Raw genomic sequence first — 15,018 nt, 5'->3', positions numbered from 1 at the left:
CGCCCTAGTCAGATCCATAAAAACTTATTGAGGTATTGAGATAAGTAAAAACTTATAATACTGTAGTCATATCTTCCAAATTTCCTCCAATTTCGAGACTGCCCTATGCAATTGACCAATCGTATAAATTTAAGTAACGTAAGGGGCGATCTTTTTGGCGGGGTAACGGCTGCCGTAATCGCCCTGCCGATGGCTCTCGCCTTCGGGGTGGCCTCCGGAGCAGGCGCACAAGCAGGCTTATATGGAGCTGTCCTCGTCGGATTTTTCGCCTCCTTATTCGGTGGAACGCCGACCTTGATTTCCGAACCGACCGGGCCGATGACCGTGATCATGACGGCGATCGTCGCCAGCCTCGTGGCAGCCAATCCGGAAAACGGTATGGCAATGGCGTTTACCGTCGTGATGATGGGGGGTATCTTCCAAATCCTGCTCGGTTCGTTGGGACTCGGGAAATACATCACCCTGATGCCCTACACCGTGGTTTCCGGGTTCATGTCGGGAATTGGCTTGATTCTGATCGTGCTTCAGATCGCGCCGTTCCTCGGACATGGCAGCGTGGGCGGCGTGTTGGCGACCCTACAGAAAGTGCCGGAATTGATTTCGACCATGAATCCGGCAGAAACCACATTGGGGGTAATGACCGTCGCGATTCTGTGGTTGATGCCCTCGAAATGGGGTCGTTTAGTTCCGCCGCAATTAGTGGCCTTAATTCTCGGTACGGTTCTTTCTCTATTCTTCTTTGGAGACATTGACGCCATCCGTCGGATTGGCAACCAAGGCGAAGGGATTCCCACGGGCTTACCCAGTATGCAAATGCCCTTCTTCACCCTGGCTCAAATTCGCACCATGTTGGTCGATGCGATGATCCTCGGGATGTTAGGGGCGATCGATGCCTTGCTGACCTCGACGATCGCCGACAGTTTGACTCGCACCCACCACAACTCCGATAAAGAATTGATCGGTCAAGGGATCGGTAACATCATGTCCGGTCTGTTTGGCGGACTGCCCGGGGCGGGTGCCACGATGGGTACGGTGGTCAACATTCAAACTGGCGGTCGCACTGCCCTTTCCGGTTTGACTCGCGCGATCGTGCTGATGGTGGTCATCCTCGGGGCTGCGGATTTAACCGAAACGATTCCGATGGCGGTGTTAGCCGGAATTGCCCTCAAGGTGGGGATCGATATTATTGACTGGAGTTTCTTAAAACGTGCCCATCACGTTTCTTGGAAAGGTGCGTTAATCATGTACGGCGTGATTGCCCTGACGGTCTTGGTGGACTTGATGGTCGCCGTGGGTGTGGGTGTGTTCGTCGCCAATGTCTTGACGATTCAGCGCTTGAGCGATCTGCAAGCGAAAGATGTCAAAGCGATTACCGATGCGGATGACGAAATTCTCCTTGAAGATGAAGAGAAAGCGCTCTTGCAAGAAGCTGAGGGTCGCGTGTTGCTCTTCCACTTGAGCGGTCCGATGATTTTCGGAGTCTCGAAGGCGATTTCTCGCGAACAAGCGGTGGTGGATAACTACGATGTTTTGATTCTCGATTTAAGTGACGTTCCTTTGTTAGGGGTGACTTCTTCACTGGCGATCGAAAATGCGATTCAAGAAGCGCGCGAAAAAGGATGTCAAGTGTTTATTGTCGGAGCTACTGGCAAAATTAAAAAACGTTTGGAAAAATTCGGTATTCTCGATTTAATTCCGCCGCAAAACTTGTTGATGGATCGACTGATTGCTTTACGACAGGCCATTGCTTTCGTCAAAGGGGATGCTAAAAATCGAAACAGTCATCCCGATGCTTTAAATTTAAGCCCGCTTGAAGAGTCTTGAGTTAAGGTAAATCAGGAGAGTGCTATCGCATTTCCGTTGAAGTCATCTGGGAAGGTCGGAGCCACTGCCCACCTTCCACGACTTCAAAAACAACCAAGGTTTGCCAAGGTATTGCCTATTTTTTCCTCGGTTTTTCCTTTGAAGTTCGATCGCCAATCCGATTGATTGAAAATGCATTTTCTCGAATCTATTGTTAGAGGCGCGAGCGATCGCGCCTCTAATCGGTTTCAAAGCGTTTTTAAAATCGAAGGCTGAGAAAACGTTGTACTTAAGATCGATCGCGGATCCGATGCTTTTGGAGTCACGGACCGAGTCGAGGACAAGCCGCAGGGTCGGACAAATATGGTATAAGGGTTATCAAATTGGCGATCGCCCGGTAACTTTCACTGAGGCGCCACGCTATCCTCTCCAATTTTGAGAAGGTTTATCCCAAATAGGTTAAATTCATGAGCGAGCGATCGCGTCCCTATCAACCCTCCCTATTGCGACTGCTGCACGCCGCGAATGCGCTGGTCGTCCTCTGTGCTTGGTTGAGTGCGATTCTGGTTTACAACACCTACGATCGCCGATTCGTCCAACTCCCGCTACCGGAGATTCCCGGAAGCATCGACATTCACGGCACCTTTGCGGTGGGTTTGTTGTTGACCCTCCCCCCCTTCGCCCTCTATAGCTTTCATCTCGGTTCCAAACGCTTGATCCAGTCCGATTCGTGGCGACAACTCAAGCACCTCGATCGCCCCTCCGGTCGCTACGCTTTGCACCGGATTGCCAATACACTGATCCTCCTCGCCACAACCGTTGCCTTCGTTTCCGGGCGTATGATGAAAGAAGACTGGTTGCCCCAAGGTAATTTACAGGAGCTTTGGTATACCATACATTTATGGGGATGGATTTTTGTTGGAATTGCCCTAATTTTACATATAGCACTTGGAGTATGGGTCGGCGGCATCGCCCTGATGCGATCGATGGTGTCGTGGCGGATGCGTGAAAATGACACCCCGCAAACGTGGTGGCAGCAAGTCCAACGGATTTGGAAGCCTTAATTTTTGCCTGTTTCGTGTTGATTTTGTAATCTTTGGAGGGGCGATCGTGAATTCTCGTTCTCCCGTACTTGTAATTGTTGAAATTATCGTTTTTGGCGGCTTGATCTTCGGCGTCATTGCACCGTTATTCCACGGGGAAGAAGAATCGCCTCAATCCCAGGCAGCCGCTTGCTTACAGGTGCGATCGCGGGGTGCTACTCCAGCAGACTTTGTCCCCACGTGAGCGATCGCCTGAGTGCAACAGATTATCGATCGTCGCCCGATCCCGGATCTGATTTTGCGATCGTTGCCAACCGGGAATCGGGCCGACGGATTTGTAGCCGATCTGAAGAATCGCTATAACTTGCACTCATGGGCAAAATTTTTGCAAAAGTTAGCGAAAATCCCGCCTCATTTCCTCTCGGTATGGCGGCGATTTTTGCAGTATCTTTCGCCTTGCGCTTTTGGGGGCTAAGCCGCTTTAATACTTTAGTGTTTGATGAGATTTATTTTGCCAAATTTGGCAACCATTATCTGACCCAAACCCCATTTTTTGACGCCCATCCGCCTCTGGGCAAATATATGATTGCCCTTGGGATTTGGATCGGCCAGTTTCTCCCCTTCGATCGCGATCCGACCAACGACCTGACAGGTTCCCTACTGACCCCCTGGGCTTATCGTTGGTCGAATGCCTTCGCCGGATCGTTCCTGCCGATTATTGTGGGGGCGATCGCCTATCAACTCAATCGCCGCCGCAGTTTCGCCCTCCTCGCCGCCAGTTTTACCGCCGCCGACGGCTTCTTACTCGTCGAATCTCGCTACGCCCTGATCGACTTATTTCTCGTCTTTTTCGGACTTCTCGGACAATGGATTTTTTTGCGGGCCGTCCTTAAATCCGGAGAACCGGATTGGCGGTGGTTGACTCTGGCTGGTGTATTTTTTGGGGCGGCGGCGTCGGTGAAGTGGAACGGTTTAGGCTTTTGGTTGGGAACGATCGCCGTTTGGATCGCTGCAAAAATTTGGCAGTGGCGGCGATCCTCGCCTTCAATGCTAACGGTTCCCCCCTTGCAAAAGTTAGCCAATTTAAGGATTTTCCCGGTTATATTCACCCTGATTGTCATTCCGGCGATCGCCTATAGTTTATTTTGGATTCCCCATATTCAACTCAATCCCAAATATGATTTTATAGAAGTCCACGACCAAATTTTTGGGTACCATCGCCGCTTGGGGAACGGGTCGGATATTCATCCCTATTGTTCCAATTGGTTGAGTTGGGTAGGGATGTGGCGTCCGGTGTTGTACTACTACGAAAAAGCTGGAGGCGATTTACCCGTAAACCCGGAATTGCCCCCCTTACCGGAAAATTCGCCCCCGGTTGTATTTGCCGTTCACGCCATGGGCAATCCGATTTTATCGTGGCTTTCTACAGTAGCCATTTTTATTTTAATGTTCGCGATCGCCTATCGCTGTTGGCAGCATTGGCGATCGCCCCAAGATTCCGCGATCGCTTACGATTGGATCGGGATTTATTTAGGTGGCAATTATTTAGCAAATTGGCTACCTTGGGCGATCGTCACTCGCTGTACATTTTTATATCATTATATGAGTGCGTCCGTATTTTCGTTTATGGCGATCGCCTGGTTTGTCGATTTATGGTTGCATAGCGATCGCCGCTATTTACGAGTTTTAGCGATCGCTGCCATTGGGGCGATCGCGATCGCCTTTTGCTTCTGGCTTCCCGTTTATTTAGGATTACCCATTTCCCTAAAACAATGGCAACTCAGAATGTGGTTACCCTCGTGGATTTAACTCAAGTACTCTAACCTAAAAAAATTAGCGTTTAGATTTTAGATAGAAACAGTAACCCTTAGAGACTGTTTAGAAAATAAACATTAACAACCTGGTTTGAGAGGAAGTGCCAGGTAGGGATTTGGAAACCAAACTTCACTAGGATTTAGAAACCAAACCCCTACTTCTCTAGGGTTTGGAAACCAAACCCCTACTTCTCTAGGGTTTGGAAACCAAACCCCTACTTCTCTAGGGTTTGGAAACCAAACCCCTACTAAATTTTTCGATCTTTTCTTTATAAACAGTCTCTTACAGACGTTTAAGCGATCGAAACTCCCGACCTACAAGCTTTCTCGTTCTACCGCTTCCTAAAGATTGTCCGATACACCGGATCGCCTTTTTCTAATACTGACTGTTCTCGTTCCGTCGCCACGGGAAACGGATTATTCGATAACCATCGTTCGCCATGAGGCTGAAAAAATGCCGGATGTTCCGCAAAGCGATCGCGCATTTCAACTTCTACCTCATACACGTCAGATTGCAGAAAAATTTCGACACCGGATTCAATCTCATTCGCTATTTCTTCCACAAACTCCGGCGTGACAACCCGCCGTTTTTGATGTCGCTTTTTAAACCAAGGATCGGGAAACTGTATCGAAATTCTTTTTAAGACTCCTTTCGGGAGAGAGTTTACCAAGGGTTGAAACGAATTATTGACATTGCAGAAGATATAATGAAGGTTTTCAAGTTCTTTTTCATCGCGGATACTCAGGGATCTTTCTACAAGCGGCTGGCGAATTTCTAAACCTAAATAATTCCAGTTCGGTTCGAGTTGGGCCATTTCCAATAAAAAGCCACCGCTAGCAGAACCAATATCGAGATGTAAAGGTTTCGTTATTTCGGCGTAAATCTGCGACCAATCCGGCGGCGTGACCGGAGTTTGGTAAGCTTTACTCAAAGGATTGACATGTTGGCGAACTCGTACCCGTCCCACTCCAGACTTTCTCATGCTAAAAGTTCGTTTAGGCGATCGACTTCTTAGAATTTATTATTGTCTGAGATCGATCTAGATCTTGTCAAGGATAGATTTTCTAATTTTAAAATCTAACAATTTTAAAACCCAAAAATAGAGTGAGTAAAGGCGATCGCCTGTTTTAAAAATATTGAAGAATGAAGATATTTTATCGCCTGACTATCCCTGTCTAGTTGATAAAATCGCTAGAGTGGCATTTAAAATAAAAAATTATCTTTATTTTGATAGTAATACAGTGCGGCAAGAGACTGTTTAGAAAATAAACATTAAGAACCCTGTTTGACAGGAGGCGATCGCCGGAGTATCAAACGACCGATGGCTGCCATCGGTTTACCGCAACGTTCTCGACATTTCTATTATGCCCTGTAGGGGTTTGGTGACCAAACCCCTACAAGATTTTTTATGTTTCTTTTAGAAACAACCTCTAAAAATTAGCAAGTTTCGCTTAAAAAAGAAGCTTTAAACGAATTTTTTGCTAATGTTTCGATATCTTTCTCGTCCAGATCTAAAGCCGTTGCCGCTTGTTGGAAATTTTCGACGATATAACCGCCAAAATATGCCGGATCGTCGGAATTAATAGTCGCGCATATTCCCAAATCCAATAACTTTTTAAGATTGTGGTCTTTCATTGATGGAAACACGCATAATTTAATATTAGATAAGGGACAAACCGTGAGGGGGATTTGTTCGGCGACTAAGCGTCGAACGAGTTTCTCGTCTTCCAAGCAGCGAACGCCGTGATCGATGCGCGAAACTTTGAGCAAATCCAAGGCTTCCCAAATATATTCTGGCGGTCCTTCTTCTCCTGCATGGGCCACGCTTAAAAAACCTTCTTCTCTGGCGCGATCGAATACAGCTTTAAATTTACGGGGTGGATGTCCGAATTCGGAAGAATCTAAACCGACGGCTATTATCCAATGTCGATAAGGTAATGCCTTTTCTAAGGTATTCATGGCCGCTTCGGGGCTGAGATGGCGCAGGAAGCATAAAATCAAATGGGAGGTAATTCCCAGTTGAGTTTTACCGTCTTCTAAGGCGCGATGAATGCCACGAATGACCGGGTCGAATTCAATCCCACGATCGCAGTGTGTTTGCGGATCGAAAAAGATTTCTGTATGTTTAATATTATCCTTGGCAGCTCGTTGTAAATAGGCCCAGGTCAAGTCATAAAAATCTCGTTCTGTTTGTAAAACGCTGGCAGCAGCGTAATAAATATCGAGAAAAGATTGGAGATCGTGAAAGTGATAGGCTCGACGGGCAGCTTCGACGGATTCAAAGGGGAGTTCTACGCCATTTCGCCGTCCGATTTCAAACATCAATTCCGGTTCGAGAGTCCCTTCGATATGAAGGTGCAATTCTGCTTTAGGAATGTCGCGAATAAGGCGAGCGATCGCGTCCATTGTTTTATGTTCCTGAATGAAATTGAGAAGGAGGGAGTGGGAATCAGTAAGTCCGTAGGGCGGGTAATCTGCCCGGTTCCCGCTTGTGCTTTCTGCTGCTATGCTTTTTCCCTTGTCCCTTACTTATAGAATTCCCAATTTCTCCATGCCTTTACACAAAAGTTCTCGATGAATTAAGGAGCGATCGACGCGGGAACGAATTGAGATCTCGTTGAGGCGATCGCCGTTGGCGTAATGTTCGATCCAGGCTTTGGCAATGGTGTCAGGATCGGCGGGTAAGTCGGATAATTCCCAACCGGGAAGGTCTAAATCGGCGATCAGTTGGCTGACTTTTGGATCGTAGCTGAGGGCGAAACAGCGACAGTGTTCGGCGGCGGCCATAATCAGACTGTGAAAACGCATTCCGATCGCCATTTCTACGCCGCGAAACAATCCTTTGATTTGCCGTGGATCGTCGAGATTGTAGATAGAACTGACTTCGGGAAGTCGGGCGTGAATACCTTGGGCGATCGCCAAATCTTGAGAAGCTTGAAAGGGAACGAGCAGAATAAAGGTATCGGTGGCTTTTTGGAATTGAGCGATCGCCTGGGTGAGGATTTCCAGGCGTTCTGGGGTCAAATGGCGGTGCGATCGCAAGTTGACAGCGACCCGAGGGGCCGGAAGGTCCCACAATCCCTCGACGGGTTTGGAGTCGAGGGCCCAGACCGGATCGGGGGCGAGGGTGAAAGGAACCTGCCAATCGACGAGAAACTGGGCGGAACGGGCGTCCCGGACGCTGACGGCGTCACACCCTCGGAAGGCGTGACGGGCGATTTGGCGGACGAACGATCGCTCTAACGGGCCGATTCCTTGGGCCCAGGCGATCGTTGTTAAGCCCAACTGTTGCGCCAAACCCATCAATCCGGCATAGTACAGGGGACTGGTGAAGCTGGTGGCGTCTTGAATCAAGCTGCCGCCGCCCCAAATAAAGACCTGCGATCGCCGCAAAGCTTGCCAGACGCGGATTGCAGACATCCGGTTGGTGGCTTGGACGCCGTAGCGATCGCGGGTCGCCTGCGGATCCCCAGACAGGACCACTGGGGTGACCTCCGGGGGCAACATTTGCAATAAGGAGGCTAACAGGGCCTCATCTCCCGCGTTTCCTTTACCGTAATAGCCGCACAATACCGCCCGAATTTGCCCCACGATCTCGTTTGCTCCCTTTGCGATCGATGTTGTCTCGTAGACTCTACACATAACCCATAACGGCACCGATCGAAACTGTCTGGCGATCGGTAGGCGGGACTCGCGCAGATCGATCGCCCGCCCGTTCCAAAAAGCTCTAAGATCTAAACTCTAAACTCTAAAAACTCTAAACTCTAAATACCGATCGTGCACGCTTTATCAATTCCAACCTGGATGGTTCACGTTTCCAGCGTCATCGAATGGATAGCCGCAATTTGGTTTATCTGGCGGTATGGCGAAATCACGGGCAATCGCTATTGGTGGGGACTGGCGGCGGCGATGCTACCCGCTTTAGTCAGTGCCATGTGTGCCTGTACCTGGCATTATTTTGACAATCCCCTCGATCTCGCTTGGCTGGTCACCTTACAAGCGTCGATGACGGTTTTAGGAAACTGCACCCTGTGTGGGGCGGCGTGGTGGATTTGGCGACAAACACAACAAACAAAAACCGATTCCGATGCCGATTGACGGGCGAACGGACGGGTATTGTCTGGCAAAATCAATGGTTTAAGGATTCATGCTGTCCAAAGACAACTTATTTGCGATTTCCCTCTTTCCTTACCTCGGCTTTTTATGGTTTCTCACCCGTTCCGGTCAAATGCCCCGGTTAGCCCTGATCGGCTTTTACGGGACTTTAGTATTTGTGGCGGTGACCATTCCTGCCGGGATTTATGCAAAAGTGGCTTATGGAGAAAGTTTGGCCAATATTGACGTTTTACACGGCAGTGCGGAAATCTTTTTAACCCTGTCAAATATTTTAATTGTCTTGGGATTCAGGCAGGCGGTACGGGCGATCGAAAAATAACAGCTCAAAATTACCTCTAAACCGCGAAAGGGAGCCACCTGGCTCCCTTTTGAGATCTCGATGATTTATCAAATTTTTTAACTCCAATGGCATTTGGAGGGGGGATGGGTGGAGGACCCATCCCGGGAAGCATTTGCTAACACGATCTCCCTCTTATAACAGCGTATAGAGAGCAAATGCCAATCAATCGCCCTTATGGTTATTGCGCAGCTTATTCCGCAGGTAGATAGGCAATCGGATTGACGGCACCTTGTCCGGCAGGATGGATCTCGAAGTGCAGGTGGGGTCCGGTACTGAATCCGGTGCTGCCCATTTCGGCCACTTGCTCGCCTTGAGAGACGTTTTGGCCTTCGCGAACCAAAATGCGTTGATTGTGGGCGTACAGGGTCAAACTGCCGTCGGGATGTTCGATTTCGACTAAGTTACCGTAACCGCCCGCGTTCCATCCGGCGAAGGTGACGATGCCATCGGCGGCGGCATAAATCGGGGTGCCGATCGGTCCGGCGATGTCGATGCCTCTATGCATCCGTCCCCAGCGCCAGCCGTAGCCAGAACTTAAAATCCCTTGGGCAGGCCAAGTATAGCCGTTAAAGCGCGCTGGAGCGTCGGGAAGATAGCTCTCGGGGCCTTTTAAGGGCGGCAATGACGGGGAAACGGTCTGACCGATGGTGGGTTGCACGATCGGCGCGTAAGTTTCCGGATCGAGGGGAGCGGCGGCGATCGTCTGTTGTTCGCGTTCTCTAGGATCCGCACTCGGCACCGGAAGGGCGGTGGTGTCCGGGGTGGATTGGGTTCCGGGATTGGGAACGGAGCGATCGCCTTGCACGCCGTCGAATTCGGGGTTGCGCTGCCGTCCGGGGAGTTGGCTCGCTGCGGATTCGTTTTCGGCGTCTGCGTCTGAGGAAACGTCGAGTTCGGCGTTTTCAGTGCGATATTTTTCGCGCAGGCGTTCGATTTCGGCCCGCAAGCCGTCAACGTAGTAGTTGGCGGTGGCTTCGCTATCTGCCGATCGCCCTTGGCGATCGCCGAAAGCGACGTTATCTGGTGCAGGTTCTTCGGTTTCGGTTTCGCTAGCGGTTCCGAACTCGGCATTTTGGTTGCGATATTTGTCGCGCAACTTGTCGATATCCGAGAGTAATCCGTCGATTTTATCGCCTTTTTTGGGAGCTTCCAGCTCTAAGGCGATCGGATTTTCGGAGAGGGAAGGAGTGGCGATCGGGCCGACGGGTTCCGACGGACTCAAACCGGAAATTAAGGGCAGATCGACGCGAGCGGATGCGGTCGTCTGCACGCGATCTCCTGGTTCGACGGTGGAAACATCGGCGATCTCGACTTCGGAGCTGCGGGCGATCGCAGCAGGAAATTCCAAGTTTTCGGTAGAGGGGGTTGCAGCTTGGAAACCGCTATAGCCGATCGGTAGGGAAGGGGTTGCCAGCTCTTCTTTTTCTGAAGTGTCGAGCTGTTTTTGAGCGGCGCTTTCCTCAGAAACCAGAGGAATCTTCAGTTTCTGATCGATTTTGATAAAGTTCGGATCGCTCAGACGGTTTTTTGCGATCAAATCGACGGGGGAAATCCCGTTATTGCGTGCGATCTCGTCGAGAGTATCTCCCGGATTGACTTGGTAAATTTTCGAGGCGGCGACGTCGGTGGCTTCCGGCTCGATAATAATGGCGTTGTTTAAGTCCGGTTCTTCGATGGCGTTGGCGCGATCGCGAGCGGCTTGTGACGCGCGCTCGATCCGATTGGGGAGTTGCAAACTTGAAGCACGAACCCGTCCGGCTTCTTCGTGGGTTGCCGTCGGTTCGTCAATTGTCGGGGCGACGATCGCGCTTTCGGAAGAGACGGCTTCAGTTTCCCCTTCGTTGTCAGTGGGGACGTCTTCCAAACTCGGGAGGCGATCGCGGGTGCGGTTCGTTTCCGGTTCGCTCGGCGACTCCGACGCCAGGGGAGACACGGGAGCGATCGGGTTGACGGGTTCGACCGTCAGGGTGCCACTGGCTTCGCGTTCCTCTTGAGGGGTGGCGATCGCTTCTCCCTCCGACTCGAACCGATCCAGGGAGTTTTGCAGGCGAGTGCGTTTGAGGCGTAAATTCTCTAAGGCGTTTTCCTGTTGGAATCTCAGCTCTGTCGTGACTTCGCCCACACCGGAACCGAGGGGATCGACGGGTTCGGCGATCGCCGTTTCGGCGGACGGAGTTCGAAGGGATGGAGTGTTCGAGACCTCCCTGGGTTCTACCGAAAGACTATGCTCGGTATCGACCCCGGCTTCCATTCTCCGCACGGGTGTAACCCACGTAGCCGACGGAACCGCTCCTGTAGAGTTCGACGTCGCCGAGTCCTCCGGCGTTGTGGAGGCTCTTACTTCGTCCTCATTGACCGCCTCACCCGATGCGGGAACTTGGGCGGGGGAAGAAGGAACTCTAGGAGTCGAAGAATCGACGGCGGCTAGCGGCTCGGCTGCAACGGCTCCATCACTTTGTTGGGGGAGCAAGATGCTCGATGCCCCCATGGAAAGGGCAAGTCCAAGCATGGCCGCCGAGGTACGCGCCCTGCGGGGGCCGGAAACCGCCTGTTTGTTCTCGCCCCCGATCGCCTCAGTGTCGGCAACGGAGAGGGGAACAGGCTTCATCTTTTTCGGAAATGCTCGTTTCAAAAAACGACCTCCTAATGACCAGCGCTCAACTGTCCTTGAGTCAATCAATGTACCACCCGTCTGCGATCGAGATCGCAATCAATATGAGACCGAAGTCACTGACAGAAAAGATACTTAGGCAAGATTACCCTGGTTTTTTGATTTAGACAAGCTCAAGTTCTTTGGCAAAACTGAACGGGATAATTACGTTCTTTAAACTAGCGTGGGTTTCGATTGTTGTCTCTCGCCAGTCGGACTGGCAAGTTGGACCGAGTAGCACCCTGACTCGAACCAGGTATCCAGTGATTTTCGGCGAGTATAGGTCATGAATGTGGCGGGACTTGTTGCCGTCGTTACGGAAACCCGACCGCCGATTTCGATGCCTGCGACCCTACAGAATTGTCATGCTGCTAGCAAGTTCTACCCTGCGAGCTAATTGCAACAGGATCGAGCAAGGTCGTGACTCGGATCTCTTTTGTCGGTATTAGCACTTAGGAGAGCTTCAACCGATCTCCGGGTTGGGGACGAACGTGGATCTCGATTTCAATCTCAATTTCAATCGGGTGAAATTGGACTTCGATCTTGAATTCGATCTTGATGTCGATCGCCGTTCGCACCACAGGAGACTGTAAAGCGATCGCCGCTCAAACCACAACCGTACAACTCTCGACGATCCCCCTCGCTCGTTTCCATAATTCTCGGCAGCGATCGCCGATCGATCCGGGCGATCGCCTTGATTTTGCTTAGAAAATCGAGCTTTTTTGCGATCGTTCTCCAGAACTGGAGATGATTAAAATCTATCAATCAAACTCCCACTTCTCCGGTTTTCTTGTATATAAATTTCTTATCGATAGCGGAATGGTCTGTCCCTCTATTTCCGGATACTCTCGGGAGCAATTACGTATTTTCACTAGGTCTTTCGATGGCTCGACCTCTGACGGGCTTGGGCTTGTAGCGATCGCCAACCCCTGTATTTCGAGCGACATGACGGGGGAATTGAAAAATTACTTATGTCATTCATCAGATCGATTGATTTAATTTCTAGAAAAAAAATTCAACCGTATTGAAAAACCCGAGGGTCGATCGTCTCATTCTGCTTAGAGCGCGATCGCTTCACCCTCGACCGAGACCTCGGGGCGCCGCGACGCTTTCCCCTCAAACCCTGGGCGGTTTCGGCGGGCCTCCTTCGAGATAGCCCAACTGACGGCGAGCCTCAAATAGCCCTAACGCCGTACTGACAGAGAGATTGAGACTGCGAACCCCCGCTTGGATCATCGGGATGTAAAGGGTCGCGTCACAACGTGCTAAGACCTCTACCGATAACCCGGTGGTTTCGGCGCCGAACAACAGCCAATCGTCATCGCGGAATTGAAAATGAATGTAGTTGTCCGTTCCCCCGGTGGTAAACCCCAACCAGCGTCCGCCGAGGGAGCGGTGGAACTGGGTAAAGGCTTCGAGGGTTTCGTGGTAGTGGAAATCTACATAGGGCCAGTAGTCCAACCCCGCCCGTTTGAGATAACGATCGCTAATTTCAAACCCCAACGGTCCGACGAGATGCAAGGGGGTTTGAGTGGCCGCACAAGTTCGGGCAATATTGCCTGTATTGGGCGGAATTTGTGGATTGACTAGAACAACTTGGGGCATAAATTCCTGGTTCTCGATTCGCGCACGAATCTCATCGTATCGCGCTGGGATGCGGCGATCGCCCCTCGGCTTCGCCGCCGCCCAACGATTGGGATTTTTAATACGAACGGGAATTTTTTAAATGATTAGATATTCTTATTTGACAGGGCGAGCGAAAAGTGCAGTCCCGATTTCACCCCCGATCGCCCTTGTCTATTAGGCCACCCAAGGGGGACAGAGCTGCCCTTCGAGTTCCAATTCTTGTTGGTGCATCTGACGGATGGCGCCTTGCACCACTTGCGCCGGGTCGAGACCGCGATCGATCTGGGCGAGCCACTGTTGGGCCTCATTGCCCTGGCGCAAAATTTTCTTGACGGGAGACAAAAAGCACCCAAAACCGTAGTGGCGAGCGAAAGGGGCTACCTCTTGGTAAAGCTGTTCGATCCACTCCCGGGCGGCGAGGGGTTGGCCGTCGTACCAGTGGCACAACTTAGCATCCAAACTGGTGCGGGCGGTAGCCGCCTCGTTGGCGGCGGTGAGGGCGAGCAAGTCTTCGGCGCGGTTGGAGGCGGGCAATCGACTGCGTTGGAGCGGGTCTAACCCCGGATCCTGAAAGAGCTGTAACAAGCGCGCTTCGAGGAAAGCGGCGATCGCCAGCAGCAAGATCGGGTCGCCGACCAGGTCGCAAATCCGCAATTCCAAACGGTTGATATTGTACGGGCGGCGATCGCCGTTCGGACGCACCGACGCCCATAAATGGCGGACATTCTGCATCGTCCCCGCAGCCAGTTGCTCCTCAGTCCAGCGAATGAAGTGGTCGTGACTTTCAAAAAGCGGCACGTGTTTGGGCGTCTGCGGGAACACCTGCCATCGGGTCGAATGGGATCCACTCACCCGACCGTCCAAGAACGGAGACGAGGCACTTAAGGCCAAATAAAGGGGCGCCTCGACCCGAATCAAACGGTAAGCACGCATCAGCACCTCCGGGTCGTCAATGCCGATATTAATGTGGATGCTGGCAGTGACCACATCCGTGCCGTAGGTTTGCTCGATATAAGTATGGTAGGGATTGCCCGGATCGGAACGGTAGAAGCGATCGCTCCGACCCAAAGACAGGCTGCTGCCCGGAATCAGGGTGTAATCCCCCAACGTTTTGAGATAGTCGCGCAACCGCAGACGCGGACGCACCAAATCGCAAAGTAAATGCTCGTAACGACAAAGGGGCGCCGTCGTATATTCCACATTGCGACTATCTGGCTCCCTCACGAATCGGTTGAGGGCCGCCACAATTTTGTCGGACAGACCGACAATTTCGCCGTGAGGCGTCCCGGTGTACACTTCGACCTCGAAGCCTTTCGATAGCAGCACGGGTTCTCCTTATTCTCAGTCAACAAAGGGCAGCGATCCCCTCTATTATGAACCCAAGACGGGCGATCGCCCCCGACTGAAAGCGTTCGCGAGGGCTGGGGAAGCCATTCAAAAATGCGCCACCCCCTTGTCAACTTTTCCGGGGGATCGGACACTTGAGGTGAGAACTGCCGTCAGCCGTTCGCTCTGAGTCAGAGCGACCCGTGTCACCATCGAATCAGAAAATTAAACGCGATCGAACGTCGAGGGCGACGGTCCCGTTGTCTGACCCAGACACTCACCCACCCGGTTGGAACGGC

Annotated in this window: 13 protein-coding genes; 7 read left to right on the top strand and 6 right to left on the bottom strand. The window is 51.4% G+C overall.

Annotation, left to right across the window (positions count from 1 at the left end):
- Positions 1–105: 105 nt before the first annotated feature.
- The 4 genes from bicA to JJD41_RS04440 all read left to right on the top strand — a co-directional run bounded on the left by bicA (position 106) and on the right by JJD41_RS04440 (position 4,655).
- Entirely contained in the window at positions 106–1,824 is a 1,719-nt protein-coding gene (gene bicA / locus JJD41_RS04455; RefSeq protein WP_200664893.1) for a bicarbonate transporter BicA, read from the top strand.
- Between the two features lie 446 nt (positions 1,825–2,270).
- Entirely contained in the window at positions 2,271–2,867 is a 597-nt protein-coding gene (locus tag JJD41_RS04450) for a cytochrome b/b6 domain-containing protein (RefSeq protein WP_200664892.1), read from the top strand.
- Between the two features lie 46 nt (positions 2,868–2,913).
- The gene (locus JJD41_RS04445; protein ID WP_200664891.1) at positions 2,914–3,090 is read left to right on the top strand and encodes a hypothetical protein; all 177 of its coding nucleotides are present in this window, start codon (positions 2,914–2,916) and stop codon (positions 3,088–3,090) included.
- A gap of 128 nt (positions 3,091–3,218) precedes the next feature.
- A complete protein-coding gene (locus JJD41_RS04440; protein WP_200664890.1) occupies positions 3,219–4,655 on the top strand; it encodes a dolichyl-phosphate-mannose--protein mannosyltransferase in 1,437 nt (478 codons plus the stop codon).
- A 337-nt stretch (positions 4,656–4,992) separates the two neighbouring features.
- On the opposite strand, the gene trmB is transcribed toward JJD41_RS04440, so the two are convergent.
- The 3 genes from trmB to csaB all read right to left on the bottom strand — a co-directional run bounded on the left by trmB (position 4,993) and on the right by csaB (position 8,252).
- Entirely contained in the window at positions 4,993–5,628 is a 636-nt protein-coding gene (gene trmB, locus JJD41_RS04435; RefSeq protein WP_200667073.1) for a tRNA (guanosine(46)-N7)-methyltransferase TrmB, read from the bottom strand.
- Between the two features lie 470 nt (positions 5,629–6,098).
- Complete coding sequence (locus JJD41_RS04430) at positions 6,099–7,067, bottom strand: adenosine deaminase (protein WP_234488508.1); 969 nt, start codon at positions 7,065–7,067, stop codon at positions 6,099–6,101.
- Positions 7,068–7,190: 123 nt separating this feature from the next.
- On the bottom strand, positions 7,191–8,252 hold the full coding sequence (gene csaB, locus JJD41_RS04425) for a polysaccharide pyruvyl transferase CsaB (RefSeq protein WP_200664889.1): 1,062 nt from the start codon (positions 8,250–8,252) through the stop codon (positions 7,191–7,193).
- A 186-nt stretch (positions 8,253–8,438) separates the two neighbouring features.
- On the opposite strand from csaB, the gene JJD41_RS04420 reads away from it, so the two are divergent.
- Together JJD41_RS04420 and JJD41_RS04415 are read left to right on the top strand one after the other, a co-directional pair.
- The gene (locus JJD41_RS04420; protein WP_200664888.1) at positions 8,439–8,759 is read left to right on the top strand and encodes a DUF2499 domain-containing protein; all 321 of its coding nucleotides are present in this window, start codon (positions 8,439–8,441) and stop codon (positions 8,757–8,759) included.
- A 49-nt stretch (positions 8,760–8,808) separates the two neighbouring features.
- Positions 8,809–9,096 carry a DUF3593 domain-containing protein gene (locus tag JJD41_RS04415; protein ID WP_200664887.1) on the top strand — a complete coding sequence of 96 codons (288 nt, stop codon included), beginning with the start codon at positions 8,809–8,811 and terminating at the stop codon, positions 9,094–9,096.
- A 211-nt stretch (positions 9,097–9,307) separates the two neighbouring features.
- Here JJD41_RS04415 and JJD41_RS04410 read toward each other — a convergent pair whose 3' ends face one another.
- Positions 9,308–11,725 (bottom strand): peptidoglycan DD-metalloendopeptidase family protein, encoded by a 2,418-nt coding sequence (locus tag JJD41_RS04410; RefSeq protein ID WP_234488507.1) that lies wholly within the window; start codon positions 11,723–11,725, stop codon positions 9,308–9,310.
- Between the two features lie 585 nt (positions 11,726–12,310).
- On the opposite strand from JJD41_RS04410, the gene JJD41_RS04405 reads away from it, so the two are divergent.
- A complete protein-coding gene (locus tag JJD41_RS04405) occupies positions 12,311–12,475 on the top strand; it encodes a hypothetical protein (RefSeq protein WP_200664885.1) in 165 nt (54 codons plus the stop codon).
- 408 nt (positions 12,476–12,883) lie between these two features.
- On the opposite strand, the gene JJD41_RS04400 is transcribed toward JJD41_RS04405, so the two are convergent.
- Together JJD41_RS04400 and gshA are read right to left on the bottom strand one after the other, a co-directional pair.
- Entirely contained in the window at positions 12,884–13,372 is a 489-nt protein-coding gene (locus tag JJD41_RS04400; RefSeq protein WP_200664884.1) for a tRNA (cytidine(34)-2'-O)-methyltransferase, read from the bottom strand.
- 195 nt (positions 13,373–13,567) lie between these two features.
- A complete protein-coding gene (gene gshA / locus JJD41_RS04395) occupies positions 13,568–14,719 on the bottom strand; it encodes a glutamate--cysteine ligase (protein ID WP_200664883.1) in 1,152 nt (383 codons plus the stop codon).
- Between the last annotated feature and the right edge of the window lie 299 nt (positions 14,720–15,018).

It is taken from the genome of Oxynema mangrovii CENA135 (genome assembly GCF_016632315.1).
Taxonomy (GTDB): Bacteria; Cyanobacteriota; Cyanobacteriia; order Cyanobacteriales; family Laspinemataceae; genus Oxynema; species Oxynema aestuarii.
The sequence above is the reverse complement of the archived record's forward strand: the minus strand, read 5'-3'. Positions and strand labels throughout refer to the sequence as shown.